The following is a 6,574-nucleotide window of genomic DNA, read 5'->3' as shown; positions in this document are numbered from 1 at the left end:
AGCCCCGCGCAGCGGACCCGCCCGCCGCAGGCGCAACGGCGAGAAACCACCACGGCGGGAAAGAAAATAACGTGGGCTAAAGCTCGACCTCGCGCATCAGCATGCCGACCTCCGTGTTCGTCATCCGGCGGAGCCAGCCTGACTTCTGGTCGCCCAGGGCGATGGGGCCGAAGCTCGTGCGGACGAGCTTGTCGACCGGGAAGCCGGCCTCGGAGAGCATGCGGCGCACGATGTGCTTGCGGCCTTCGTGGAGGGTGACCTCGACGAGGTAGTTCTTGCCGGTGTTCTCCACGACGCGGAAGTGGTCGGCGCGGGCGTAGCCGTCCTCCAGCTGGATGCCGTCCTTGAGCTGCTTGCCCAGGTCGCGCGGGAGCGGGCCCTGGATCGCGGCCAGGTAGGTCTTCTTGACGCCGTAGCGCGGGTGCGTCAGGCGGTGGGCCAGCTCACCGTGGTTGGTGAGCAGGATGATGCCCTCGGTCTCGGTGTCGAGACGGCCGACGTGGAACAGCCGCGTCTCGCGGTTGGTGACGTAGTCGCCCAGGCACTGGCGGCCGTCCGGGTCCTCCATCGTGGAGACGACGCCGGCCGGCTTGTTCAGCGCGAAGAAGAGGTACGACTGGGTGGCGACCGTCAGGCCGTCGACCTTGATCTCGTCCTTCTCCGGGTCGACCCGGACGCCCTGCTCCATGACGATCTGGCCGTTGACCTCGACCCGCGCCTGCTCGATCAGCTCCTCGCAGGCCCGGCGCGAGCCCATCCCGGCCCTGGCCAGCACCTTCTGGAGCCGCTCGCCGTCCTGGTCGCCGAACGTCTTGGGGGTCTTGATCTGCGGCTTGTTGTGGCGGGCGCGGTTGCGCTCCTCTACCTGGGCGTCGTACTCACGGGGCCGCGCGGGCGCCTGACCACGGCCGCGCTGCGGGCCGCCCTTGGGGCCTCCCTTGGCACCGGGGCCGGACTTGGCGCCCGTACGGGGCCCGCCCTTGGCGCCGCCACGGGCCGCCGCGCCCCGGCTGCCCGTGCTCTTGGAACCGCCGCTCTTGGGACCGCCGCTCTTGGGACCGCCGCTCTTGGCGCCGCCGCGCTCGTCCTTGCCGCCCGGGCCGCCGGTTCCGCCCACGTCGTAGCGGCGCTCCTCGGGACGGGGACGGCCGGCCCGCTGCTGCTTGTCGTCCCTCTTCCCCCCGGCCTTCGGCTGGGAGGTGCCCCCACCCGCGCCGCGGTAGTTGCCCCGCCCGCTGTCGTTGTTCCTGCCGCTGCTTCGCATCAATGATCCGTCTGAGAGTCGCCGCTGTCGTCTACGTCGAACGACGGGATACCTTCCGGGGAATCGCCCTCGATCGCGTCCGCCTCCGGGAGGAACGGTGCGAGCTCAGGGAGCTCGTCGAGGCCGCGCAGGCCCATCCGCTCCAGAAAGTAATTCGTCGTCCTGTACAGGATCGCACCTGTTTCAGGTTCCGTCCCCGCCTCCTCCACCAGGCCGCGCTGGAGGAGCGTGCGCATCACACCGTCACAGTTCACGCCGCGTACGGCCGAGACACGGGAACGGCTGACCGGCTGACGGTACGCGACCACGGCCAGAGTCTCCAAAGCTGCCTGGGTGAGCCGGGCCTGCTGCCCGTCCAGGACGAAGCTCTCCACCGCGTCCGCGTACGCGGCACGGGAGTAGAAGCGCCAGCCTCCGGCCACCAGGCGCAGATCGAAACCGCGCCCCTGGCGGGTGTAGTCGTCGGACAGTTCGCGCAGCGCCAGCGCGACCGCGCGGCGGGGCCGCTCCAGCACCCTGGCCAGGTGTTCCTCGGTCGCGGGCTCGTCGACGACCATGAGGACGGCCTCCAGCGCGGGCTTCAGCTCCAGCTCGGCGACGACCGGCGTCCCGGCCGGCGCCGCGGGCCGCTCCCCCGTGCCGCCCGTACCGGTCGCCGTGATGTCGTACGCCTCGCCACCGGCCGCGCCGCTCATGCCTGCTCCTCTCCTGCTCGCTCTGCCCGCGCCGCCTCGGCGGCGCGCTGTGCCGGTTCCTGGTCGAACTCGTCGGTGACCACCGGCTCGGCCCCCTCCGCGCCCGTCCAGCGGACCGTGAGCGCCCCCAGGGCCTCCTCCTGGTCCAGGACCACCACCCGCTCGCGGTAGAGCTCCAGCAGGGCCAGGAAGCGCGCCACGACGGTGAGGGTGTCCGGTGCGTCCGCGCACAGCTCCTGGAAGCTGCTCTCGCCCGCCTCCCGCAGCCGCGCCATCACCACCTCGGCCTGCTCCCGCACGCTCACCAGCGGCGCATGGATGTGGTCGACATAGACCTGCGGCCGCGCCTTGGGCTGCATCGCCTTCACCGCGAGCTTGGCGAAGCCCTCCGCCCCGGTGCTGATCACGACCTCGGGCAGCAGCTCGGCCAGCTGCGGCTCCAGGCCGACCGTACGCGGATGGCACCGGGCCTCGTCCGCCAGCCGGCCGCTGAAGATGTCCGCGATCCGTTTGTAGGCGCGGTACTGGAGCAGCCGGGCGAAGAGCAGATCACGGGCCTCCAGGAGCGCGAGGTCCGCCTCGTCCTCCACTTCGGCCGCGGGCAGCAGCCGGGCCGCCTTCAGATCCAGCAGCGTCGCCGCCACGACCAGGAACTCCGTGGTCTGGTCCAGGTCCCAGTCCGGCCCCATGGCCCGGATGTGCGCCATGAACTCGTCGGTCACCTTCGACAGCGCGACCTCGGTGACGTCCAGCTTGTGCTTCGAGATCAACTGGAGGAGGAGATCGAAAGGGCCCTCGAAGTTGTCGAGGTGGAGGGTGAAGCGGCCGTCGGTGCCTTCGGGGGTCTCCGGGTTCTCGGGGTGCTCGGGGTGCTCCGGGCCCTCCGGGTCCTCGGGGTTCTCCGAGTCCTCCGGGCTCTCCAGGTCCTCGGCGCTCTCGCTGCCGTCGACGCTCTCGGCACCCCCGCCGCTCTCACCGCCCTCGCCCCCCTCGGGCGCAGCCTCGGTCGGAGCGGTACCGGGGACGCCCGCGGGTTCCTCCCCGGCGACGGCCGCCTCCGCCGGTGACGCCAGCCCCGCGCCCGCCCCACGGCCGAGTGGTCTGCGGGTGCGGGGCGCGGGGGATTCGTCGTTGGTCGTCGGCATCGCGGTCCATGGTGCTGCGGTCCCGTGCCGGGGGCGACGGGCTGGTCACGGGCGGGAGACCCCGCCGAGGAGGCAGGCTATCCCGGCCCACCCGGCGTGACGTTTCCGCACCGCGGCGGCCGGCGCAGGAATTCTCGGCGGTCCTCTGCGGACGACCATGACGGCATGCGCACGGACCGCGCGCAGCGGGCGTCAGCGGCCCCGCAACCGCCGCACGAGGATGCTGGCGTCGCCGCGCGACTCCAGGTCGGCGAGGACGACGGCGACCGCCTCGCGGACGATCCGGCCGCGGTCGACGGCGAGGCCGTGTTCGCCGCGCAGCACCAGCCGCGCATGTTCGAGGTCCATGAGCTCCTCGGCGGAGACATAGACGGTGATCTTCTCGTCGTGCCGTTCCCGGCCGCTGGGGCGGCGGTTGGCGCCGCGGGAGCCTCCGCGGCGGCGGCCCTGGCCACCGGTCTGCCCGGTCGCGGCGGCCGGCTCGGAGCCGGTCTGGCCGCCCTTGGCCGCCTTGGCCCGGTGGCCGGTCTCGCCGTCCGTCTCGCGGCCGCTGTGCTCGGCCGGGGGGCCGACGGCGGGCACCCGGGGCGGGGTGGCCGGTCCGCCGTCACCGGCCGTCGCCGCCGGGGTGTCCGAGCCGCCGGCCCCGGGCCGACGCTGCCGTACCGCGGTGGCCGCCTCCGGCCCGTCCGCCGCCGGATCGGGCTCGCCGGCCGGTGCGGGCACCCGGGGCGCCTCGCCGCCGGCCGGGGAGCCGTTCGCCGATCGACGGGGGCTGGAGGGCTGTAGCCCCACTCCCCCGGTGGTACGGAACAGTTCGTCGGCTCCCGGCAGACTCACTCGGCGTGACACCGGGCGAGCACCTCCCTGGCGAGCTGACGGTAGGCGGCGGCGCCAACGGAGTTGGAGGCGTACGTAGTGATCGGCTCGCCCGCGACGGTGGTCTCCGGGAAGCGGACCGTGCGGCCGATGACGGTGTGGTAGACGTGATCGTCGAAGGCCTCGACGACCCGCGCCAGGACCTCACGGCTGTGCACGGTGCGGGAGTCGTACATCGTCGCCAGGATGCCGTCCAGCTCCAGCTCGGGGTTGAGCCGCTCCTGGACCTTCTCGATGGTCTCGGTGAGCAGCGCGACACCGCGCAGCGCGAAGAACTCGCACTCCAGCGGCACGATGACCTTGTGAGCCGCCGTCAGGGCGTTGACGGTGAGCAGGCCGAGGGAGGGCTGGCAGTCGATGACGATGTAGTCGTAGTCGGCCAGCAGCGGCTTCAGCGCACGCTGGAGCGTCGACTCGCGCGCGACCTCGCTGACCAACTGCACCTCTGCCGCTGACAAATCGATATTGCTGGGCAGCAGGTCCATGTTGGGGACCGCGGTCTTCAGCAGCACCTCGTCGGCCGACATACCCCGCTCCATGAGCAGGTTGTAGACCGTCAGGTCGAGCTCCATCGGGTTGACGCCGAGTCCGACCGACAGGGCGCCCTGCGGGTCGAAGTCGACGAGCAGCACCCGTCGTCCGTATTCGGCGAGCGCGGCGCCCAGGTTGATGGTCGAGGTGGTCTTGCCGACCCCGCCCTTCTGGTTGCACATCGCGATGATTTTGGCGGGGCCGTGGTCCGACAGCGGTCCCGGGATGGGGAAATAAGGGAGCGGGCGTCCGGTCGGGCCGACGCGTTCGCGGCGCTGGCGCGCGGCGTCCGGCGCGAGCGTCGCGGCGTATTCGGGGTCCGGCTCGTACTCCGCGTCCGGATCGTAGAAGTGCCCCTCGGGCAGGTCGTCGTAGTCGGCGAGACGGGCGGGTTCTCCACTGCCCCGGTCGCCGGCCATGGCGTTCACGTGATGGCCGTCCATGCTCTGGTGGGCTGTCGTGGAAATACTCTGATGGGCTGCGAGGGTATGGACCACAACGGAGCCGACAGCCTCGCGCCCCGAGGGACCCTGGTCCCGTACAGCCACTCCTGGTTGACCGCCGCCGGGAGTAAATGTCGACTCATTCACAAGTCGTCTTACCTCCTTGGACGTGACCAGGAAACTTTATCGATAGGTCAGCGTGGCACCATGCCGACGGTTGGCGACTCTATGGCGTGTCGGGCGTCCGCAGCAACACAATCCACCGGACCCGGCACGATGTGTCGGTAACCGGACCCCCCGATGTCAAGGGCGCAAGCGGTATCGGACCGATGTTTCAGGGGTGCGCGAATCGGTTAAAGGGTTACGTTCGCGGCGAGTTGAGTGCCGGCGGCCCGGAGGACGGCGCGCCGCGGGTCGCACACGCGACCGGCCGGGCCTTGTCGACAAGGCCCGGCCGGTGGTACGGCGTTGACGTCAGTGGTTGACGTCTCAGCCGAGGAGGGTGCGCAGTTCGACGTGCTCCAGGCCGTGCGCCTCGGCGACGGGGCCGTAGACGACCTTGCCGTCGTGCGTGTTCAGGCCCTTGGCCAGCGCCGGGTCACGGCGCAGCGCCTCGACCCAGCCGCGGTTCGCCAGCTCCACGATGTAGGGCAGCGTGGCGTTGGTGAGCGCGTGGGTGGAGGTGTTCGGCACCGCGCCGGGCATGTTGGCGACGCAGTAGAAGACCGAGTTGTGGACCGGGAAGGTCGGCTCGGCGTGCGTGGTGGGACGGGAGTCCTCGAAGCAGCCGCCCTGGTCGATCGCGATGTCGACAAGAACACTTCCGGGCTTCATCTTGGCGACGAGCTCGTTGGTGACCAGCTTCGGCGCCTTGGCGCCGGGGATCAGGACCGCACCGACGACGAGGTCGGCCTCGATGACGGCCTTCTCCAGCTCGTAGGCGTTGGAGACGATCGTCTGCACCTTGGTGCCGAAGATCTTGTCGGCCTCGCGGAGCTTGTTGATGTCCTTGTCGAGCAGGGTGACGTGGAAGCCGAGGCCCACGGCGATCTGAAGCGCGTTCCAGCCGGAGACGCCACCGCCGATGATGACGGCCTTGCCCGCGTGGACACCGGGGACGCCACCGGGCAGCACACCGCGGCCGCCGGCCTGACGCATCAGGTGGTAGGCGCCGACCTGCGGGGCGATACGGCCCGCGACCTCGGACATCGGGGCGAGCAGCGGCAGCGCGCGGCCGGCCGTCTCGACGGTCTCGTAGGCGATGGCGGTGGTGCCGGACTCCAGCAGGGCGTCCGTGCACTCCTTGGAAGCGGCCAGGTGCAGGTACGTGAAGAGCGTCTGGTCCTTGCGGAGGCGGTGGTACTCCTCCGCGATCGGCTCCTTGACCTTCAGCAGCAGGTCAGCGGTGGTCCAGACCTCGTCGGCGGTGTCCAGGATGGACGCACCGGCGGAGACGTACTCCTCGTTCGTGATGGACGAGCCGAGACCGGCGTCCTTCTCGATGAAGACCTGGTGTCCGTGGCGGACGAGCTCGTGGACTCCGGCGGGCGTGATAGCCACGCGGAACTCGTTGTTCTTGACCTCGCGGGGGATGCCGACCTTCACGTCGATCACGGT

Annotated in this window: 6 protein-coding genes; all 6 read right to left on the bottom strand. The window is 70.9% G+C overall.

Features of this window, described 5'->3' with window-relative positions; all coding sequences use genetic code 11:
- Positions 1-76 precede the first annotated feature (76 nt).
- Complete coding sequence (locus AC3EUV_RS35255; protein WP_432141813.1) at positions 77-1,264, bottom strand: pseudouridine synthase; 1,188 nt, start codon at positions 1,262-1,264, stop codon at positions 77-79.
- On the bottom strand, positions 1,264-1,959 hold the full coding sequence (gene scpB, locus AC3EUV_RS35250) for an SMC-Scp complex subunit ScpB (RefSeq protein ID WP_432141812.1): 696 nt from the start codon (positions 1,957-1,959) through the stop codon (positions 1,264-1,266). The genes AC3EUV_RS35255 and scpB overlap by 1 nt, the downstream gene beginning before the upstream one ends.
- Complete coding sequence (locus AC3EUV_RS35245; protein WP_432141811.1) at positions 1,956-3,104, bottom strand: segregation and condensation protein A; 1,149 nt, start codon at positions 3,102-3,104, stop codon at positions 1,956-1,958. The genes scpB and AC3EUV_RS35245 overlap by 4 nt, the downstream gene beginning before the upstream one ends.
- Before the next feature lie 192 nt (positions 3,105-3,296).
- Entirely contained in the window at positions 3,297-3,944 is a 648-nt protein-coding gene (locus AC3EUV_RS35240) for a hypothetical protein (RefSeq protein ID WP_432141953.1), read from the bottom strand.
- Positions 3,941-4,957 carry a ParA family protein gene (locus AC3EUV_RS35235; protein ID WP_018087947.1) on the bottom strand — a complete coding sequence of 339 codons (1,017 nt, stop codon included), beginning with the start codon at positions 4,955-4,957 and terminating at the stop codon, positions 3,941-3,943. Before AC3EUV_RS35235 ends, AC3EUV_RS35240 begins: the two co-directional genes overlap by 4 nt.
- Before the next feature lie 489 nt (positions 4,958-5,446).
- Positions 5,447-6,562, bottom strand: a complete 1,116-nt coding sequence (gene ald / locus AC3EUV_RS35230) for an alanine dehydrogenase (protein ID WP_432141952.1) — start codon at positions 6,560-6,562, stop codon at positions 5,447-5,449.
- Positions 6,563-6,574 lie beyond the last annotated feature (12 nt).

The organism is Streptomyces sp. bgisy130 (assembly GCF_057708345.1).
This window is presented reverse-complemented; position numbering and strand designations above follow the sequence as displayed.